At 69.1% G+C, this 17,990-nt stretch carries 17 protein-coding genes; 10 read left to right on the top strand and 7 right to left on the bottom strand.

Annotated elements, in window-relative coordinates; translation table 11 throughout:
* Positions 1–14 precede the first annotated feature (14 nt).
* From metF to HUA76_RS25935, 3 genes are all read left to right on the top strand, one after another.
* Positions 15–887 carry a methylenetetrahydrofolate reductase [NAD(P)H] gene (metF, locus tag HUA76_RS25945; protein WP_174462367.1) on the top strand — a complete coding sequence of 291 codons (873 nt, stop codon included), beginning with the start codon at positions 15–17 and terminating at the stop codon, positions 885–887.
* Entirely contained in the window at positions 884–1,300 is a 417-nt protein-coding gene (locus tag HUA76_RS25940) for a hypothetical protein (protein WP_174462366.1), read from the top strand. Before metF ends, HUA76_RS25940 begins: the two co-directional genes overlap by 4 nt.
* Before the next feature lie 428 nt (positions 1,301–1,728).
* Positions 1,729–2,256 (top strand): hypothetical protein, encoded by a 528-nt coding sequence (locus HUA76_RS25935; RefSeq protein ID WP_174462365.1) that lies wholly within the window; start codon positions 1,729–1,731, stop codon positions 2,254–2,256.
* 18 nt (positions 2,257–2,274) lie between these two features.
* Here HUA76_RS25935 and HUA76_RS25930 read toward each other — a convergent pair whose 3' ends face one another.
* Together HUA76_RS25930 and HUA76_RS25925 are read right to left on the bottom strand one after the other, a co-directional pair.
* Entirely contained in the window at positions 2,275–3,804 is a 1,530-nt protein-coding gene (locus tag HUA76_RS25930; protein ID WP_174462364.1) for a sensor histidine kinase, read from the bottom strand.
* Positions 3,805–4,213: 409 nt separating this feature from the next.
* The gene (locus tag HUA76_RS25925; protein ID WP_174462406.1) at positions 4,214–5,158 is read right to left on the bottom strand and encodes an ADP-ribosylglycohydrolase family protein; all 945 of its coding nucleotides are present in this window, start codon (positions 5,156–5,158) and stop codon (positions 4,214–4,216) included.
* Positions 5,159–5,441: 283 nt separating this feature from the next.
* On the opposite strand from HUA76_RS25925, the gene HUA76_RS25920 reads away from it, so the two are divergent.
* From HUA76_RS25920 to HUA76_RS25910, 3 genes are all read left to right on the top strand, one after another.
* Positions 5,442–6,686, top strand: a complete 1,245-nt coding sequence (locus HUA76_RS25920) for an OmpA family protein (RefSeq protein ID WP_174455234.1) — start codon at positions 5,442–5,444, stop codon at positions 6,684–6,686.
* A 480-nt stretch (positions 6,687–7,166) separates the two neighbouring features.
* Positions 7,167–7,787 carry a TIGR02265 family protein gene (locus HUA76_RS25915; RefSeq protein WP_141648747.1) on the top strand — a complete coding sequence of 207 codons (621 nt, stop codon included), beginning with the start codon at positions 7,167–7,169 and terminating at the stop codon, positions 7,785–7,787.
* Positions 7,788–7,890: 103 nt separating this feature from the next.
* Positions 7,891–8,529, top strand: coding sequence for a TIGR02265 family protein (locus tag HUA76_RS25910; protein ID WP_254614474.1), 639 nt, complete (start codon positions 7,891–7,893; stop codon positions 8,527–8,529).
* Positions 8,530–8,544: 15 nt separating this feature from the next.
* Here the strand turns inward: HUA76_RS25910 and HUA76_RS25905 are convergent, their stop codons facing one another.
* Together HUA76_RS25905 and folD are read right to left on the bottom strand one after the other, a co-directional pair.
* Positions 8,545–9,660, bottom strand: a complete 1,116-nt coding sequence (locus tag HUA76_RS25905; protein WP_174462363.1) for a triacylglycerol lipase — start codon at positions 9,658–9,660, stop codon at positions 8,545–8,547.
* A gap of 263 nt (positions 9,661–9,923) precedes the next feature.
* The gene (gene folD / locus HUA76_RS25900) at positions 9,924–10,787 is read right to left on the bottom strand and encodes a bifunctional methylenetetrahydrofolate dehydrogenase/methenyltetrahydrofolate cyclohydrolase FolD (RefSeq protein WP_174462362.1); all 864 of its coding nucleotides are present in this window, start codon (positions 10,785–10,787) and stop codon (positions 9,924–9,926) included.
* 55 nt (positions 10,788–10,842) lie between these two features.
* On the opposite strand from folD, the gene HUA76_RS25895 reads away from it, so the two are divergent.
* Genes HUA76_RS25895 through HUA76_RS25880 form a run of 4 tightly spaced genes read left to right on the top strand, consistent with a single transcriptional unit; the run spans position 10,843 to position 14,579 of the window.
* Positions 10,843–11,664 carry a TerB family tellurite resistance protein gene (locus HUA76_RS25895; protein ID WP_141648751.1) on the top strand — a complete coding sequence of 274 codons (822 nt, stop codon included), beginning with the start codon at positions 10,843–10,845 and terminating at the stop codon, positions 11,662–11,664.
* Positions 11,665–11,711: 47 nt separating this feature from the next.
* Entirely contained in the window at positions 11,712–12,434 is a 723-nt protein-coding gene (locus tag HUA76_RS25890) for a Smr/MutS family protein (protein ID WP_141648752.1), read from the top strand.
* A 46-nt stretch (positions 12,435–12,480) separates the two neighbouring features.
* On the top strand, positions 12,481–13,476 hold the full coding sequence (locus HUA76_RS25885; protein ID WP_174455231.1) for an adenosine deaminase: 996 nt from the start codon (positions 12,481–12,483) through the stop codon (positions 13,474–13,476).
* Between the two features lie 8 nt (positions 13,477–13,484).
* Positions 13,485–14,579 carry a quinone-dependent dihydroorotate dehydrogenase gene (locus HUA76_RS25880; protein ID WP_174455230.1) on the top strand — a complete coding sequence of 365 codons (1,095 nt, stop codon included), beginning with the start codon at positions 13,485–13,487 and terminating at the stop codon, positions 14,577–14,579.
* Between the two features lie 179 nt (positions 14,580–14,758).
* Here the strand turns inward: HUA76_RS25880 and HUA76_RS44925 are convergent, their stop codons facing one another.
* The 3 genes from HUA76_RS44925 to exoJ all read right to left on the bottom strand — a co-directional run bounded on the left by HUA76_RS44925 (position 14,759) and on the right by exoJ (position 17,975).
* Positions 14,759–15,448, bottom strand: coding sequence for a DUF4097 family beta strand repeat-containing protein (locus HUA76_RS44925; protein ID WP_217440170.1), 690 nt, complete (start codon positions 15,446–15,448; stop codon positions 14,759–14,761).
* Positions 15,449–15,550: 102 nt separating this feature from the next.
* Positions 15,551–16,699, bottom strand: a complete 1,149-nt coding sequence (gene exoK, locus HUA76_RS25870; RefSeq protein ID WP_174455229.1) for a spore coat polysaccharide biosynthesis glycosyltransferase ExoK — start codon at positions 16,697–16,699, stop codon at positions 15,551–15,553.
* Entirely contained in the window at positions 16,689–17,975 is a 1,287-nt protein-coding gene (exoJ, locus tag HUA76_RS25865; protein ID WP_141646365.1) for a spore coat polysaccharide polymerase ExoJ, read from the bottom strand. The genes exoK and exoJ overlap by 11 nt, the downstream gene beginning before the upstream one ends.
* Between the last annotated feature and the right edge of the window lie 15 nt (positions 17,976–17,990).

Genomic DNA, 17,990 nt, shown 5'->3' with positions numbered 1-17,990 from the left:
ACACTGGGACCAACATGAAGATTCGTAATCGATTGAATCCGTCAAACCCCTGCTTCTCCTTCGAGTTCTTCCCCCCGAAGACCGATGAAGGGGTCGCCAACCTGCTCAAGACGCTGGAGGACCTCGCGCCGCTGGAGCCCGGGTTCGTCTCCGTGACGTACGGGGCCGGCGGCAGCACACGGGACAGGACGCTGGAGCTCGTCACGCGCATCAAGGCGGAGACGGGAATCGAGGCCATGGCCCACCTGACGTGTGTGGGCCACACGCAGCAGGAGCTGCGGGAGCTGCTCCAGCGCCTGGCGGACGCGAAGATGGACAACGTCCTCATCCTCCGTGGAGATCCGCCGCAGGGACAAAAGTCCTTCGTCACCGCCGAGGGCGGCTTCACCTACGCCACGGAGCTGGTGCGATTCATCCGAGAAGAGGATTTCAACTTCTGCCTGGGAGGCGCGTGCTATCCGGAGGGCCACGTGGAGACGGCCTCCCGTGACGACGACCTGCGTCATCTCAAGGCCAAGGTCGATGCGGGGCTGGACTTCGTGGTGACGCAGCTCTTCTTCGACAACGCGTTCTACTTCGACTTCGTGGAGCGGGCCCGTCGCGCGGGCATCAACGTCCCCATCGTCCCCGGCATCATGCCCATCACCAACTTCGAGCAGGTGCAGCGCTTCACGCGGATGTGCGGAGCGACGGTGCCCATGCGGCTGGGCCTGCAGTTGGAGCGGGTGAAGGACCAGCCGGACGCGGTGGTGCAGCTGGGCGTGGCGCACGCCACGGTGCAGTGCATGGAGCTGCTGTCACGCGGCGTGCCCGGCATCCACTTCTACACGCTCAACAAGTCCCCGGCGACGCGGATGATCGTGAGCGCACTGAGAGCCCGTACATGAGCGGTCCTGGTATCCAACTTCCTCCGGAGGACCCGCGCGCGAAGGTCATCGAGATTGTCCGCGCCCCGGCCTTCTTCCTGCTGTGCACGGGCGTGCTGAACGTCATCTTCAACATCCTGGGCTTCGTGCTCGCCGCGTTGAATGTGACGTCGCCGTTCGCGGGCCCGGGCGGGGCTCCGCTGGAGCTGTCGGGCTCGCTGGCGCTGATGCTGCTGGTGGGCATCCTCTGCGGCGTGCTGTCCACGTGGGGCGCGCTGAGCGCGCTCAACCTCAAGGGCTACGGCCTGGCCACGGTCGGCGGCATCACCGCGCTGTACATCCTGTCCCCCGGCTGCGTCGTGGGAGTGCCGGTGGCCGTCTGGATGCTCTTCACCTTGCGCCGCGACGGCGTGCGCGAGGCCTTCCGAAGCTGACGGGCCCGCAGGACGGGCCCGCAGTCGGAGGCGATGTTTCAGACAGACGTGTTGGACGAGAAGCCAACGGGTGTCTCGTCCCGTCGGGAGGCATTCATTCCAGCCTTCCGCACAAAGACTGTCGAGTCCGTGTGCGAGTGGCTGCCCTGGAGTCCCAAGGCGTCTGGGAGTCTTCGTCCACGGAGTTCTCATGTCGCTGGAGGGGACGAGCACCCTCGTCATCACCCGGCTGCTCTGAAGCGCCGCGCGGCGGACGTGGGCCGCTGGTTCCCGACAGGGCCGTGCGACTGACGGTCGGACTGGTGAGGTCGCTTCACGGGCCTCACTCATCCGGCCCCGCGCAACTGGCTTTCATGGGTGCGGGGTGGACGGCTCGGGCGCTCCGAGCCTTCCAGCGACTCACATCCCAGCCGCCCACGGAGCCCTTCATGACGTCGAGAGTCCTCCTGTCCGCCCTGCCCGCGCTGCTCGGCGCACTCCTCCTCCAAGCCACGCCCGCGTCGGCGCAGGTGGGCACGACGGACCTGACGTGCTCCGGCGGCGCCTATCAGACCTGGGAGCCCGGACTCCGGCTGTCCAACCGACGCGTCACCGCCACGAACTACACGAGCTACGACACGTGCACCTCGAACGACACGCTCGTCACCTCGGGCGTGCTCGTGGCCACGACGGAGCTGTCCACCAGCTGCGGCGGCAACCTGGGCCCCAGCGAGACGACCGTCACCTGGGATGACGGCTCCGTCTCGACCTTCGCCCTCAAGGGCGCCGGAGTGGATGTCATCAACGGCGCCCGCGTCTTCGTCTCCGTCGGGCTGGTGACGGGAGGCCGCTTCCAGGGAGACGCCGTGATGATGACCCAGGCCATGAGTCCCCTGGACCTCACGCCGTGCCTGTATCCCTCCGGCCTGACGGCGCTGTCGGGCCCGAGCACCCTCCGCCTTACGCGCCTGTTCTGAGGCGCGGGCCTTCGCGCCTCACGACGAGCAGGCGACCCCAGTCACTGAGCGCGCTCGGGGCAGGCAGATGGTGAAGACACTGCCCTCCCCCTCGCGGCTCTCCACCCGCAACGTCCCACCGTGCTGCCGCACCGTGCTGGACACCACCGTCAGCCCCAGGCCGGTGCCGTGCTCCTTGGTGGTGAAGAGCGGGTCGAAGATGTGGTCCAGCACACCCGCCGGAATCCCTCCGCCGTTGTCGGAGACCCGGATGTGGAAGGCCCGTCCGACGCCCAGCTCCGCGGAGACCTCCACGACTCCCTGGCGGCCCAGGGGCATCGCCTCCACCGCGTTCTGCACCAGGTTGATGAGGACCTTGCGCAGCATCTCCCGGTCCACCCAGGGGGGCTCGAGCGCCGTGGGCACGCGGTTCATCACCGCCACGCCCTCGCGGGAGGGCACCACGTCGATGACCTCTTCCATCAGCCCGTGCAACGAGCACGGCTGGAGCACCAGCGGACGCTCCCGCACGAACTCCAGCATCTCCGACGTGAGGCTGGCGCAGACGCCCAGCTCCCGGTCGACGATGGCGAGGAAGCGCTGCAGCCGGGGGTCCTCCAGCGCCCCCTCCACGTTGCGCAGCCTCCGCGCCACCGCCGCGTTCGCCGTGCGGGCGGCCGCCAGCGGATTGCGCAGCTCGTGGCTCACCGTCGCCGTCAACTGCCCCACCGCCGCGAGCTTCTCCAGGCGAGCCATCCGCTCACGCGAGTCCTCCAGCTCCCGGCCACTGCGCTCCGTCACCCGCTCGCGCTCCTGCTTCTCGCGCTCATACGCGCGCTCCAGCAACACCTGCCGCTCCGCGACGCGCCGCATCTCCCGCGCCACGCCCCGACACGCGAGCACCAGCACCCCGTCCACCAGCCCCACCCAGAACGCCAACTCCAGCACGCTCCACCCCGGCGCGCCGGAGAACGTCGCCCCCGGCTCCGGCCAGCCAATCCCTCGCAGCACGTGGGCCACCACCGCCGTCACGCCCGCGGTCAGCAGCACCCTCGGGTCCCGATAGAAGCTCAGGAGCGCCAGCGAGCCGAAGACGTGGAAGTGTGTCTCCAGCCGCGCGCCCGACAGATGCACGAGCAGCACGGACCACAACACCTGCGTCACCGCCATCACCTGCCGCGTCACCACCGCGCCCGGCCGCACCAGTGCCAGCGTCACCGGGATGATGCACAGCGGCCCGCCCAGGAGCAGCGCCACCCACAGCGGCTCCGGACTGGGGCGCAGCCTCCAGTCCCACGGGTGCGCGGACGTCACCACTGCCAGGGCGAGCGCGAAGAGCCACTGCCCCCCCATCAGCCAGATGCACAGCCCATCCGCCCGCCTTCGCACCGCGCTCAAGTACTCCGACAACTGCCACCGCACGCGCGACTCCAGCGCCGCGTCCAGCAGCTTGGAATCCTGTCGCCCGGGCTCCGCCGCCAGCGGCGTGGGACGCAGGACCTCCAGCGTGCCCAGATGACTCGCCAACGCCCGTCCCGCGAGCGCATCCGCTTCTTGGTTCTTCGACATCCTCAGGCTCACCCCGGCCGTGCTGGCCCCTCAGGATCCGCCCCATACTAACGCGCCGCGCATATCCAGCAATGCAGTTATTTCCGCTTTAACCGGTTGTGGCGTCGCCAACACCCGTCCCGGCCTCGTGGGCGGCGGGACGCTGCGGGCTCCAATGGCAGGCGTTGTACCTGGGTACAATTCCAAAGCCAGACGCGACGACATCCGGTCAATCCGGCTTTAAATCGAGTTGCAGGAAGCCGCCCTGGACATATCATCGCGGCGTGGTGATGGCGGAGGACGCGGCCCACGCAGGCCGGAGCCTGCTCTGGCCCGGGCCGGTGGACTCCCCGACGGCTGGCGTTGGATTGAAGGCCTCGCTCCGCCCCCGGGGGGGTGGGCGGAGCGAGGCCCGCGGTATCCCTTCAGCTCAGCGTGCGGCGTGCACCAGCAGCTTGCGCAAGAGCGGCTCCAGCAGCTCGCGCCCCCGCAGCGCCGAACGCCACCGCTCCGGAATGGCCCGCGCGCCCAGCATCACTCCCGCGACGCCGCCCGCCACCGCCGCCGTGGTGTCGGTGTCATTGCCCAGTCGCACCGCGGCGCGGACCACCTGCTCGTAGCCGCCGCCGGCCGCCACGCAGTCGCGCGCTGAACGCAGACAGTCCACCACATACCCGGAGCCGCGACCGGGCGTGTCCTCGGCGCCGCGCGGAAGGACGGCATCGTCCAGCTCCGTGCGGGCCTCGGTGCCCTCGGGATGCAGCGACCGGAAGGCCTCCAACGCGGCGTCCCAGGGACGGTCCGAGCCCTCCAGCGCGCGGCGGGCCCAGAGGCAGTACAGCGCGCAACACACCCGCGAGCGAAGGTGGCCATGCGTCACCAGGGACTGGAGCATGGCATCGGAGGCGAGCTCCGCGTCAGTCCCGCGATGCCACAGCGCGAGCGGAAGCACGCGCATGAGCGAGCCATTGCCGTTGTCCTGCTGACCCGAAGGTCCGGAGCTCGTCCCAGGCACTCCGGCGCGGAACATGGACAGGGCCCGGTCCGTCTGGATGCCCACGTCGAAGACCTGGCCATCCACCGCGAGGTAACCCCATTCCCGCCAGTTCACCAGGCGCCGGCCCAGGTCCTCCAGGTCCAGCCGCCCCTGATAGAGCAACGAGGCCAACAGGCACAGCGCGTGGGCGCCATCGTCGGACCATGTCCCAGGGGGAACGTCGGGGTGGGAGCGACCAAAGCCCGCGGGGGGCTCGAACTCAATCGCGTCCGCCGAGGGAATCCTCTCCGACGGGTGGAATTCGTAAGGCACGCCCAGGGCGTCTCCCACCAACAGCCCCAGCAGCCCTCCCTCGATTCGCTCCTCGCGCGTCACCACGAACCCCTCCAGTCCTTCGCCCAGCGTCCGGGACTGGACGCTGGCGCCCACGCCCGCCCGCCGTCAAGCCGGCACGGCGCGGAGGCGGCAAGGGGTCTTCCGGGAGCAGGCGTGCAACGGCCCCCCTGCCCGAGCACGCCGCCAGGGTGATGTTCCCCAGCAAGGCGGTCCGCACTTTCGTCCCCTGAAGAGTCGTTCGCTCCGGAGCCCCCGGCGCCATGCAGGCGATGAGCGACTCCCCGCACCGGGCCAACTGGTGCCGAACCACGGAGGAGGCATTCGCATGGCTTTCAACCTCATCGACATGGTGCGTGAGCGTTTCACGGGCAACGTGATGCAGCAGATGGGTTCCGCGATGGGCGAGGACCCCAGCACCCTGGGCAAGGCCTTGCCCGGTGCCATCGCCGCGGTGGGCGGGAGCGTGGCGGAGCGAGGCTCCACGGAAGCAGGCGCCCAGCGGCTGATGTCCCAGCTCAACGAAGGCGGCTTCACGGGGCCCAACGCGGGCAAGGAAGACATCCTCTCCGCGGACACCGAGGAGAAGGGACAGGGCATGCTCAGTGGCCTGTTTGGAGACAAGCTGGGCAGCATCACCAGTGCGCTCGGTCGCTCCAGCGGGTTCAGCAACAGCAAGTCCGCGGGCGGGATGATGGCGCTGGTGGCTCCCGTCATCATGGGCGTCATCGGCAAGCACGTGCGTGACAACCGCATGGGCGCCGCGGGGCTGGGACAGCTCCTGGGCAGCCAGAAGTCGCTGCTGTCGTCCGCGCTGCCCGCGGGGCTGGGCAGCATCCTGGGCATCGGTGGCGCCGCCGCGGCGGTGGGGCCTCGCGTCGTCGAGGAGGTCCACGAGACGCGCGCCATCCCCACCGTGGAGACGGTGCGGCGGCAGCAGCCCATCGAACGGGCGCCGGTGCACCACGCGGAGCCCAAGAAGAAGAACCTCTCCTGGGTCATCCCCGTGGCGCTGCTCGCGCTGCTGGCGGGCTGGTTCCTCACGCGCGGACGCCGCAGTGAACCCCGGCGCGAGCAGGCGGCCGTCACGGAGCCCGCGCGGCCCCAGGCGCAGCCGCAGCCACAGCAGCGCCCGACGGACACCGGCGTGGGTGGCGGCGGCACGGCGGGCACCACGCCGCCGGTGGCCCGGGATGCGCAGGGCATGCGGCAGGCCATCGACAGCGGCGCGCGCAGCTTCATCCTTGCGGGCGTGGCCTTCGAGGAAGGCTCCGCGACGCTGACGCCGCAGAGCGACGCGAGCGTGGGGCAGCTGGCCTCGGTGCTGCGTGAGAAGCCCAACTCACGCGTGCGCATCACCGGCCACACGGATGCCACGGGTGATGCGACCGTCAACAGCCAGCTGGCGAAGCGTCGGGCGGAGGCGGTGCGCTCCGCGCTCGTCGATGATGGCATCTCCGCCAATCGCGTGGACGTCGCCGCCGTGGGTGCCGCGCAGCCCCTGGCGCCCAACACCACCACGGAGGGTCGCGACATGAACCGCCGCATCGAGGTCCAGGTGCTGAGCCGCTGAGTCCTCGGACGTCCCCGGTCCGCCGGGCGCGTCGTCAGACACGAGCACGGGTCGGGCCTCCGCGTGGAAGAACACGTGGGGGCCCGACGCGTCATGTCGTCGACGACAGACAACGAGCTCGCCCTCCCGCGTCATCCCACGGCACATCGCGCCGTGGCCCGCAGGGGGCTCTGCCTGCGACGTGTGAACACACCGTGCGTTCATTCCATGAGTGGGACGCAACGACCAGAAGCCGCCACATCCCGCATGCCTGGCGGTCCGCGCTGTGACTTGGCCATCACCTCCCGGCGCGGTGGGGATGAGCCTCTTGTCCCGGCCCCTCGTCTGGAAGGTGCCTGCAACTGTCCCCACTGAGACAGCACACACCGACCCGCGTCGCACCCGGCCGGGCTTTTCAGAGTACTCGGATTGCCTCACTTTCAGGAGCAAGTCCGGGGGCCGCGCGCCTCCTGACTCAACTTCCATGTCGGGGGGGAGCCCATGACAGTGATTGCGTTCCGGAGCAGGGAAAGAGAAGTCATCGACCCTGGGTGCGAGCTGGAACGGCGACTGGGACTGACGGCGAGCGAAGACAGGGCCCGGGGCATGTTCTTCCTGGGCGTGCTGGACGTGGTGCGCCGCGAATCAGGAGAGACGGCGGCGGCCCGCTGTCTGGCGGCCTCTGGGGAGCGGCGCTTCGTCCCCTTCTTCCTCTACCCGGTCAGCGCCTTCCTCCGGATGTCTTTCGCGGCGGCGGAAGTCCTCGCGCCCAGACTCGGCGGCTTCGAGACGGCGATGCGCATCATCGGCGCCCAGGCGACCCATGACTTCCTCGACTCGGTGGTGGGCCGCAGCTTCCTGATGCTCGCCGCGGGAGATCCGCGTCGACTCATCAACAATCTTCCGTCTGGCTATCGCACCGCCGTCACCTATGGCGAACGGCATGTCACCTGGACGGGCGCGCACGAGGGCTGCTTCAACGTGTTCAGGGACTTCATGCCGCACACCTACCATGAGGGGGTATTGCTGGCGGTGTTGCAGGCCGTGGGGACGCGCGTCGCCAGGGTCCGCGGACGGCCCCTGAGCCTGCTGGACTGCGAATACGTCATGTCCTGGGCGTAGGAAACGCCGCCGTGCCGTCATCAGGGGCGGCGGATGTGAAGTGTCGCTCAACTCCTCCCGAGGAGGGCGTGGGTTTCCCAGACAAGCGGCGTACGACCATGACATGGACGCGAGCACGCACAGGGACGAGGGTCTGGAGATGGGCGAGGAGCGCGGCGGGGTCGACCCCCTCACGGAGCTCGCGAGAAGACTGGCGTTGACCACGTCGCGCGACAAGGCGCGAGGCATGTTCTTCCTGGGCGTCCTGGACGTGGTGCGCCGCGTGGCCGGAGAGGCGGCCCGGGCCCGGTGCCTCACCACCTCCAAGGAGCGCCGCTTCGTCCCCTTCTTCCTCTACCCCATCAATGACTTCCTCCGGTTGTCGTACTGCGCCGCCGGGCTGCTCGCGCCCAGGCTCGGCGGCTTCGACAGGGCCCTGGAGACGATGGGAGAGCAGGCCACGCGGGACTTCCTCGCGTCGGCGCTGGGAAGGACGCTGCTGACCGCGGCCAATGGCTCACCCCGCCGGCTCGTCGAACACCTGCCGTGGGGATACTCCGCGTCCGTCAGCTACGGTGAGCGGCACGTGTCGTGGGAGAGCGAGCGCAAGGGCTGTCTCCACATGCGGCGCGACTTCATGCCTCCTCCGTATCACCAGGGGGTATTGCTCGCCGTATTGCAGACCCTCGGCGCCAGGGACGTGCGCGTCGAGGGTCATGAGCCACGGCTGCTGGACTGCGACTACGCCCTGGCCTGGGAATGAGTCACGCCGTCCGCGTCACTCGTGCTGGCTGATGTAGTGGATGATGGCGGCGTAGAACCCCAGCTCGTCGAACAGGTCCGGGCCGAAGCCGACGACGTCCAGGTGGTCCTGGTCCAGGACGCTGGACAGCGACGTCATCTGCGCGCTGCCGGGCGCGTTGAGGTCCGTGACGGGCCCCAGCGAGCCGTCCACGGTGATGGTGTCCAGCCCGAGCGGCGCGTCCGTGTAGCGCAGCCGAGGTCCCATCTGCTGGGAGTTGATGCCAACCACGCCGTCGTCATCGCGCTCGTTGCGCACGCCGTCGCCCTGCCCCGCCGCGCCGTCGTTGTCACAGTCGTCGACGCAGAACCCGTCCCCGTCGATGTCATAGAACGCCAGGCGCACCAGGAAGAACGCGGGATTGACCTCCAGCCCGGCCTGCGCGGTGAGCAGCGACGCATAGTGGGAGGCATAACGCGAGTCCATGGGGTTGGCCGCGTTGAAGGCCTTCATGCCCGTGACGATGCCGTCCGCGGCGTCCGCGTCGTTGTAGATGAGCTGCTTGACGGCGGCGATGCCGTCGTTGCCCGGCTTGTAGATGATGTCGCCGAAAATGTTCGCCAGCGCGGAGGCCACGGACGTCACCCCGGGCCCCAGGTCCAACACATACTTCGCCACCGGCGAGCCCCGGTGCGGCGAGGACACACTCACGATGACGTCCACCACGGCGCGGCCCTGCCGCTCGAAGAGCACCTTTGCGGCCTTGCGCGCGTCGATGCCGCCCTGAGAGTGGCCGACGATGTTCACCCGCGTCGCGCCCGTGGTCGCCAGCACGCCCTCGATATCGGACGCCAGGTCCAGCCCACGCACCTCCGAGGACTGGAAGGCCTGCACCTGCGCGCCGAACGCCCGCTGTCCCGAGTCCAGGTAGGGGTTGCAGCTCAACTCCAGCAATTCGTCACACGCATCCCCCACGAAGTTGCCCAGCTCGTCCCCGAAGTAATCAAAGCCCAGCAGGTCGTCATAGCCGGACAGGCCATGCGCGAAGACCACCGGATGAAGCGTGCGCCGCGCCTGCTGTGCCCAGACGACGCCCTCCCCTCCCATCCACCAGGCGCAGACGAGCGCCAACCCTGTCTGAATCCCTCTCATATCACTCACTCCTCGCCCACGCCTGCTCGCGTGGGCCCTCAGCGCCTCTGCGGGCAGACCCGCCACCCGCACGGCTCGTGTCCGGCCCGTTCCCCCTGGCCAGCGCCCACCGACGAACAACGTGCGACGCGAGACAACCGGGCAATCAGGCCCGGCGGAGGACTCGCCGGAGAGCGTCTGCCTTTACTAGCGAAGACCCGGCTCCCCAGTGTGGCCAATTCCAGGAGCGTCGTGAAACACACACGCCATCTCCCCAAAGACTGTCAATGGGAGGAAGGGACAAGACTCCGGATGGCCGCCTCAAGCGTGTTGCGGATGAGCATGGCGATGGTCATGGGCCCGACGCCGCCGGGCACGGGGGTGATGAAGGACGCGCGCTCGGAGGCGGCGGCGAACTCCACGTCACCCACCAGCTTGTTGTCCTCCTCCTTGCGGTTCATCCCCACGTCGATGACCACCGCGCCAGGCTTTATCCACGCGCCCTTCACCAGCTCCCGCACGCCCACCGCCACGACGAGGATATCCGCCCGCGACACCTCGCTCGGCAGGTCGCTCTTGCTGTGGCAGAGTGTGACGGTGGCGTTGCGCTGCAGGAGCATCAGCGCCATCGGCTTGCCCACGATGTTGCTGCGGCCCACGACGACGGCCCGCTTGCCGGACGGCTCGCAGCCAATCTCCTCCAACAGCCGCATGACGCCCAGGGGCGTGCAGGGCCGGGTCGCCGCGCGGCCCAGCAGCAGGCTGCCCGCGTTCATCGGGTGGAAGCCGTCCGCGTCCTTCTCCGGCCGCACCGCGGAGATGATGACGTCCGCGTCGATGTGCCGGGGCAGGGGCAGCTGCACCAGGATGCCGTGCACCGCGGGGTCCTCGTTGAGCCGGTGCACCAGCGCCAGGAGCTCGTCCTGCGACACCGTGGAATCCCGGTGGTGCTCCCAGGAGTGGAAGCCCACTTCCTCGGCGGCCTTCTTCTTTCCGGTGACATACGTCTTGGACGCGGGGTCTTCCCCCACCCGCACCACGGCGAGTCCGGGGACGAGGCCCCGCTCCACCTTGAGCCGATCCACCTCCGCCTTCACCTCGGCTCGCACCCGCGCCGCCACTGCCTTGCCGTCGATCAACTGGGCCATAGCGCGGCCCACTCTATGAGAGACTCCCTTCCCGGTAGGGAGGGAAACCGCGGCCATGGGCTCAGGAAAAGTGCTCGGGGTGATGATAGGTCTCTGTGTCGGGCTGCTCATCGGCAGTCCGTGGGCCATTGTCCTGCTTGGGGCAGTGGGTGGCTTCGTCGGACACCGGTTCGACGAGATGAACGCCCTGCCCGCCGAGTCCCCCGACGCCCTCGCCGACTTCCCCCCCGTCGTGCCCTCCGCGTTCGCGGGACGGGGCGGGCCCCGCGACGCCGCGTCCGTGCAGGAGGAGGCCGACGCGCACCTCACGCGCAGCCTCTGTGCCCTCTTCGTGGAGGTCGCTCGCGCCGACGGTGAAGTCCGCCGCGAGGAGGTCCGGGAGATTCGCCGCTACTTCGAGGAGGTCCTCAAGTACGGCCCGGACTCGCTCGAGTTCGTCCGAGGGCGCCTCAAGGACTTCATCTCCGTCCCGCCCGACCTCGATGACGCCGTGGCGGCCTGCCAGGAGGCGCTCCCTTCCAGCGAGCGGCGCCGGCTCCTGGACGCGCTCTTCGAGCTGTCGCTCGTGGACGGCTCCCTGCAGCGCTCCGAGCGCGAGGTGCTCAGCCGGGTGGGCGACGGCCTGAAGCTCTCCGCCGAGGAGCAGCACGCCATCGCCGCGCTGCACCTGGGTGACAGCTCGGCCCACTACGAGGTGCTCGGGCTGACGCCCGACGCCACGGACTCCGAGGTAAAGAGCGCCTTCCGGCGGCTCGCCGCGGAGCTCCACCCGGACAAACATGCCCACCTGAAGGGCGAGGACGCCGAAGAGGTCGCCCGCCACTTCCAGGAAGTCCGCGACGCCTACGAGGAAATCCGGCGCCTGCGCGGGATGTAGCCCCCGGTTACATCCCGCCATCGCCCACGACGAGGTCTTCTCCCGCCATGAGCTCGCAGAAAAAATCCCCTCCGAAGAAGAAGGACGAGGCGTTCCACAACAACCCCTTCAAGGGCGCCATCAAGTCCATCCAGGACCAGGAGAAGAAGGAGGCCCAGGCCCGCGCCGCCTCCGAGGCGGAGAAGCGCAAGCCCGCGGCCGCCCCCGTGCGCGCCAAGGCGAAGCCGACCCGAGAGAGCGCCGAGGACGACGCCGCCCTCTTCTATTCCGCCATGGACGGCGTGGCGCAAATCACGAATCGGGGCGAGGCGCCCAAGTCCAACCCGCGCCTGCCGGAGCTCATCGACGAGAACGCGGAGGCGCTCGCGCAGCTCTCCGAGCTGGTCGCCGGCCAGGGAGACTTCGACATCTCCTCCGGCGCGGACGAGTTCCTGGAGGGCACCAGCCCCGGCGTGGACCGCAACCTGCTGCGCGCCCTGCGCCGCGGAGACTTCTCCATCCAGGGTCAGTTGGACCTGCACGGCAAGACGCAGCCCGAGGCGAAGGCGGCACTGGAGCGTTTCCTCTCCGACAGCCGCCGCGCCCGCCACCGGTGCGTGCTCATCGTCCACGGACGCGGTTTGCACTCCAAGGACCAGATGCCCGTCTTGAAGGAGCTGATGAAGTCGTGGCTGTCACAGAAACGTATTGGCGGACTGGTGCTGGCGTTCGCCACCGCACGTCCACAAGACGGAGGAACGGGGGCTGTCTACGTCCTGCTGAGACGGTGACAGCCGTATCCTTTACGCGCGCCCGGCACTGTGCATACATACCGCCATGGCACGTGAACTGATCGACCTGCACATCCACGTGGGCGGCTCGGTGGCCCCCCACATCCTCTGGTCCATCGCCCATCAGCAAGGCTTCAAGCTCCCAGTCAAGACGTACTTCGACTTCGTGGAGCTCATCACCTCCCGTCCGGGCAAGGTGGGGAGCCTGGACGACTACCTGAAGATCCTCCACACCTGGACGGAGAAGATTCAGTCGTCGCCCAGCGCGATTGAGCGCTCCGTCTACGAAATCATCGGCAAGGAATACCGGGGCAGCCGGGTGACGCAGATTGAGCTGCGCTTCAATCCCATGAAGCGCAACCTCCAATCCGAGCTGGACCTGGACCACATCATCCACGCGGCGCTGCGCGGCATGGACCGGGCGGTGCTCGAGTACGGCGTGAAGGTGGGCTTCATCTTCTGTCTGGCCCGCGAGTTCGACCACCGGCTCAACAGCATCCTGGTGGACAAGGCCATCAAGTACCGCACGCGCGGCGTGTACGGCATCGACCTGGCCGGCACGGAGACCAACGCCATGGAGCTCAAGCCGGAGGTCGTCGCGCAGTACGAGGACCTCTTCGCCCGGGCGCGGCGCGCGGGGCTCAAGTGCACGGTGCACACCGGCGAGACGCGGGGCACGGGCGCCGAGGGCGTCATGTCCGTGGTGGAGAAGCTCAAGCCGCACCGCATCGGCCACGGCATCCGCGCGGCCTATGACGAGAACGCGATGAAGGTGCTGCGCGAGAACGACATCGTGCTGGAGCTGTGCCCGACGTCGAACCTGCACACCAAGGCGGTGGAGGGCGTGGAGGAGCTGCGCCACATCATCCGCACCTTCTGGGACCGCAAGGTGAAGTTCACCATCAACACCGACGGCCCCTACCTGCTCGAGACGGACATGCGCCGGGAAATCGAGCTGGTGGAGAACAACGGCATCCTCACGCCGGAGCAGGTGGACCAGACGCTCGCCTGGGCCCGCCAGGCGTCGTTCATCCCCGCCTGAGCCCGCGCATGTACGGACTGACTCGCTCGCTGCTCTTCCGACTCCCGGCGGAGCCCGCGCACCGGCTGGGCCTCTTCGGGTTGAGGGAGCTGGGGCACTCCCAGGAGCTGTGCCAGTCCCTGCGGGGACGGGCCCTGAGGGGCGGCACCGACGCGCTGGCCGTGGAGGTGGCGGGCCTGCGCTTCGCCCACCCCGTGGCCCTGGCCGCGGGCCTGGACAAGGACGCGGAGGCGGTGGACGGCCTGTTCGCCTGCGGCTTCTCCGCCGTGGAGATTGGCACCCTCACCCCCCGTCCCCAGCCGGGCAACCCGACGCCCCGCTTGTTCCGTCTGCCGGAGCACCAGGCCGTCATCAACCGCATGGGCTTCAACAACCACGGCGCCGCCGTGGCCGCGGCGCACCTGCGCCAACGCGACTGGCGCCCTGGCCCGCTGGGCATCAACGTGGGCAAGAACAAGGACACGCCGCTGGAGCGGGCGGTGGACGACTACGTGGCGTGCGTGGACGCGCTCGCGCCCCTGGGCGACTACGTGGTGGTCAACGCCTCGTCACCCAACACGCCGGGCCTTCGCAAGCTCCAGGAGCCCGAGCAGCTCTCCGCGCTCCTGGGCGCGGTGCAGGAGCGTCTGGCCTCCGTGGCTCCGGGCAAGCCGCTGTTCCTCAAGATTGCCCCGGACCTGACGCCCGAAGCCGTGGACGAAGTGGTGGACGTGGTGCGCGCCCAGAAGCTCGCGGGCCTCATCGCCACCAACACCACGGTGGCGCGGCCCTTCGAACATCCGCTCGCGAAGGAGGCCGGCGGCCTGTCCGGCGCTCCCGTGCGGGAGGCCGCCAACGCCGTCATCCGCCGCGCGTACCAGCGCTCGGGCGGAGCGCTGCCCATCATCGGCGTGGGCGGCGTCTTCACCGCCGAGGACGTCTACGAGAAGCTGCGTGCGGGAGCATCCGTGGTGCAGGTGTACACGGGCTTCATCTACGAGGGGCCGGGCATGGTGCGCCGCATCCTCCCCGCCCTGTCCGCCCTGCTCGCGAGAGATGGCTTCACGAGCGTCACGCAGGCCATTGGCGCGGAGCACCGGAGCGCCGGCACGCCCGCTTCCTGAAGGCCGGGGCTCGCCCTGGGGGCTCGCCCTGGGGGCGGCCCGTCGGCCGGGGGCCCCTCGTCTCGCGCCACGGTGGTGGGGACGAAAGGGGCCCGACAAAAAAGTGAGCGCTCGCCGGCGCCTTGGAGTTTCACCGGCGAGCGCCCCGGGCCGTCTGACTGGGAGACGGGCCTCGAAAGCTATTCCTGGACGGTCAGCGAGCCACCGACGGTGCTCACTTCCACCTCGTGGGTGCCCGCGCCATAGGTCTTCTTCCGCGAACCCAGGGCGACGCTGCTCCCGTTGAAACTCCCCCCTACAGAGCTGAATTCCACCTGCGCGTCCGCTCGCTCCGGCAGCTTCAGCCGGACGTTGCCCGACACCGTCGTGATTTCGGTGTCCTCGAGCTTCCGGGGAGCCAGTACCACCTCTCCCTCAACGCTACTCACCGACAAACGTCGCTCCGAGCCGTTCACTTCCACACGGCCGTTGACGGTGGCGTGCTTCTGCGGCCCCGTCACGCCCTTCACCACCACCGCCCCGTTCACCACCGACACTTCCAGCTCCGACGCGCGCGGCACCTTCACCGTCAACCGCACCGTGCCCTGGTCCGCACGGCATGACTGCTGCCGTTCCGCACACGGCCCACAGCACACCCTCGCCCGCACCTCGTCACCTTCCTGGGTGACTTCGACCTCCAACGGCTTCCGGGAATTGTCGGGGTTTTCCGGAACCGCCTCGATTACCACAGTATTCCCGTCTACCGCATCTACGCGGACCGCGCCATTAACATTGGAAAGATGGACCTGGGGAGTTCCATCCGTGTCGAACTTCCAGGTCTGCGTCGTCGGGGCGGCGGAGGCCAGCACGGCCAGGAGGGGCAGCAGCATGAAGGGTGCTCCGAGGTAGGGTGTGAACACCCCACCTACGGACGAGCCGGCGCCCCATTGCCGGCCAACGACGCGAAGTATCCACGCCGGTCTGACATGCCCTCAGGGGCCGTGGACCACGCGTTGATACAGCGCGTCATGGAGGCGGATCAGCCGCTCCAGGGACAGCTCGCGGGCGACGAAGTCCCGGGCCGCGCGGCCCATGCGCTTGGCCTTCTCCGGGCTCGAGAGCAGCTGGTTGAAGGCCTGCGCGAGCTGCGCCGGGCGCTCGGCGGGGACGACGAGGCCGCGCTCGCCGTCGCGGACGAGGTCGGTGTTCCCCCCCACCCGCGTCACCACCATGGGGAGGCCGGCGGCCATGCCCTCCATGACGGCGTTGGACATGCCCTCCGCGCTGGAGCACAGCACGCCCAGGGTGGCGCGCGCGTAGATGGCGGCGACGTCCGTGCGGTGCCGCAGGAAGTGCACGGTGTCCGACACCCCCAGCTCCGCGGCCAGCTTCTCCAGGCTCTTGCGGCGGGGCCCGTCGCCCACGAGGAAGGCGTGCAGCGGCGTGCCTCCGTGGTGGAGCATGGCGAGCGCCAGCAGCAGGTCCTCCTGGCGCTTCACCGGGTGGTTCATGTTGGCGACGTGGACGATGACGGGCGCGTCGCCGGTGTCGGGCAACGGGGACTTGAGGCCCTCGCGCATCCGCGCGTCGAAGCGGGCCAGGTCCAGGCCGTTGTGGATGACGGAGACGCGGGAGGCGGGCAGGCCCTCCTCTTCCACCAGCATCCGGCGGATGGCCTCCGCGTTGGCGACGACGTGGTCCGCCATGGCCGTCAGCCGCGAGTGCACCGCGCGCCGCGCGCTGCCCTGCCAGTGGGACAGGTCCAACCGTCCGACGATGACCTTCGTCCCAGCGAGCTTCGCGGCCGGCACGGCGATGAGCGTGGAGTAGAAGTCATGCACGTGGACCAGGTCCACGCGATTGGTCTTCAGCCACCGGGCCATGCGCATCACCTGGTACGCGGTGTTGGCCTGCGCGACGGAGCCCTTCAGGGGAAACGTCTCCGCCACGTAGCCCAGCTTCCACACCGCGCCCATCAACGGCCCCGCGTCCTCCAGTACGGAGACCTGGAGCTGGTAGCTGGGGGGAAGGCCCCGCAGCAGCTCCAGCACCTGCACCTCCGTGCCGCCAATGTGGAACGACCGGGTGAACTGCACCAGGCGCAGTGGCCTGGCCCCCATCTTCACGTCCTCACGCCGCATGTCCCGACCCCTCCCACGCCCCCACGGGCCCGACAGGCGCCTGTCCGTCCGGGATGCCCACCGTCTCCGTCACCTCCGCCGCGCGGGCGATGCGGTGCGCCGCGGCAGCCAGGCCGAAGAGCACGTAGCAGTGAGCGGAGAGGATGTATCCGGAGAACAAGTCACACGTCAGGTAGCCCGCCACGGACGCGGACAGCGCCCGTGCAATCCAGCCCACCTCTCGACTGCGTGATGCGGTGAAGGCGCCTCCGGATGCGCCTCCCGCGAACATCATGAAGAGCGCCAGGCCCACCCAGCCCAGCTCTCCCACGACGTCCAGGAAGATGTTGTGCGCCACGTACGCGCGCCGCGCTTCTGGAGGCGCGTACTCCGCCCACGCGTAGCGGAAGCTGCCCGCGCCCACCCCCAGCAGCGGCCGGTCCAGGCTGATGCGGCTGGCCACCTGCCACGCGTAGACGCGGCCCATCGCGGACGCATCCTCGTGGAAGGCCGCCACCGTCTCGTTGCGGGCCCAGAAGCTCTCCGGCGCGAAGACGAGCAGGCCCATCACGAAGAGCGCGCCCACGACGATGGCCTGGATGCGGCGCTTCTCACGGAAGGCCCACAGGCCCATGGCGACGGACAGGCCGATGAAGCCACCGCGCGAGTGCGACAGGACGATGGCCACCACCGCCAGCACCGCCGCCAGCAGACACGCCACCCGCCACACCCAGGGCGAGCCCTTGCGGGCCACGAAGGCCACCGCGAGCGGCACCACCAGCACCAGGTTCATGGCCATGTGGTTCGGGTCCGCGTACACGCCCACCCAGCGCGCGCGGAAGCCCTCCACCAGATTCTCCCCCACCACGTACCAGTTGATGACGCCAATGGACGTCACCACGGAGGCCAGGACAATGGACCCGCACACGACGGCGAGCCTGCGCCCATTGGAGATGACGTTGACGACGGTGAGGTAGATGGCCGTCAGCTTCAACAGCTCCATGCCCGTGTAGCGGGCCACCTCCGCGTTCACCGCCCACGACACGGACAGCACCGCCAGGCAGGAGAAGCCGATGAGCCCCCAGCCCCGCGCGCCATCCAGGTAGAGCGGCTCCGCGCGCCCCAACCTCCGAATCACCATCAACCCCGCGGCCACCACTGACGTCAGCAGCGCCAACCGAAGCGGCGCCAGCACGGGGATCCACTCACCCGGCACCGCGTACATCACCGCGGCGAATGCGGTCAGCGCATAGAAGGCCCACACGTCACGGCGCTGCCCCTGCTCTCCCGGCACCATGTCCCTCCTCCTCTG

Source organism: Myxococcus sp. CA056 (assembly GCF_013336715.1).
In the GTDB taxonomy this organism is placed as follows: Bacteria; Myxococcota; Myxococcia; order Myxococcales; family Myxococcaceae; genus Myxococcus; species Myxococcus llanfairpwllgwyngyllgogerychwyrndrobwllllantysiliogogogochensis.
This window is presented reverse-complemented; position numbering and strand designations above follow the sequence as displayed.